1 protein-coding gene is annotated in these 858 nt (G+C 71.8%); it reads right to left on the bottom strand.

Annotated features, from left to right (window positions below):
* Window positions 1-630, bottom strand: a 630-nt coding sequence (locus tag E2651_RS43480; RefSeq protein ID WP_135336760.1) for a DUF4142 domain-containing protein, incomplete at its 3' end; no start/stop codon positions are given.
* Window positions 631-858: the final 228 nt, after the last annotated feature.

Consider the following 858-nt stretch of genomic DNA (forward strand, 5'->3'; position numbering starts at 1 on the left):
GGTGACGGGGTTGGGTCCTGCCGACGCGGCGTCCCGCGCCAGATCGTCGAAGTCGACGAGGCCGGTCTCCTCGAGCACCGTGATGTGGTCGAGGACCGTCGTGTTCGCGTCGTCGGCCAGGGCGCGCACCAGCGAGTTGCGGGTGGTCGCGCGGACCTCGGCCACCACGGAGAAGACCTTGCCGTGCGCCACGCGCAGGATGTTGGCGAATCTCTCGTCGTACGTCGTGCCGCGCGCGTCGCTCAGTTCGTCGAGCCAGCCACGCTGCTGCGGGTTCGGCTGGTTGGGCAGTTCGAGGCCGAGTCGCGTCGCCACCTCGCGTACCCGCGCGTCGAGGAACGTATGGCCCTCGACGAGGTGCTCGCCCGCGGTCTGTACGGCCTTGGTGGTGCCGCGCTCCTCCGCCTGCTGTCCGGCCGGGAGCTCCCAGAGGCCCGCGAGCCGCACCTTGGTGATGAACTCGCGGTCGAGCGCGGACAGCGGGCCGTAGTCGGTCGACACCGTCTCCGCGTTGAGCCTGTCCAGGCCGGTGCCCGAGCGGTCCTCGTACGACCAGATGGGGAAGAGCAGCGCGGCCAGGGTCGCGACGAGCCCCGCGACGATGAGGCCGGTGCCGTTGATGGATCGCATGACGCCTCCTGTTGCGGCACCGCACGTTAGTGCGCCGCGGGGATGCGCCTGCCGGTTACCGCACGGAGTACGTCAACTGCCGTACGAGTAAGGGGTATCGCGGGCGGTCGGCTGCCGTGCCCCTGGCGGCGGGTTCAGGAACCGCCGCCTCCGCCACCACCGCAGCCGCCACCGCCACCGCCTCCGCCGGAGCTGCCGCCGCCGCAGGAGGACCCGCCACCGCCACCC

It is taken from the genome of Streptomyces sp. MZ04 (genome assembly GCF_004684775.1).
Taxonomy (GTDB): Bacteria; Actinomycetota; Actinomycetes; order Streptomycetales; family Streptomycetaceae; genus Streptomyces.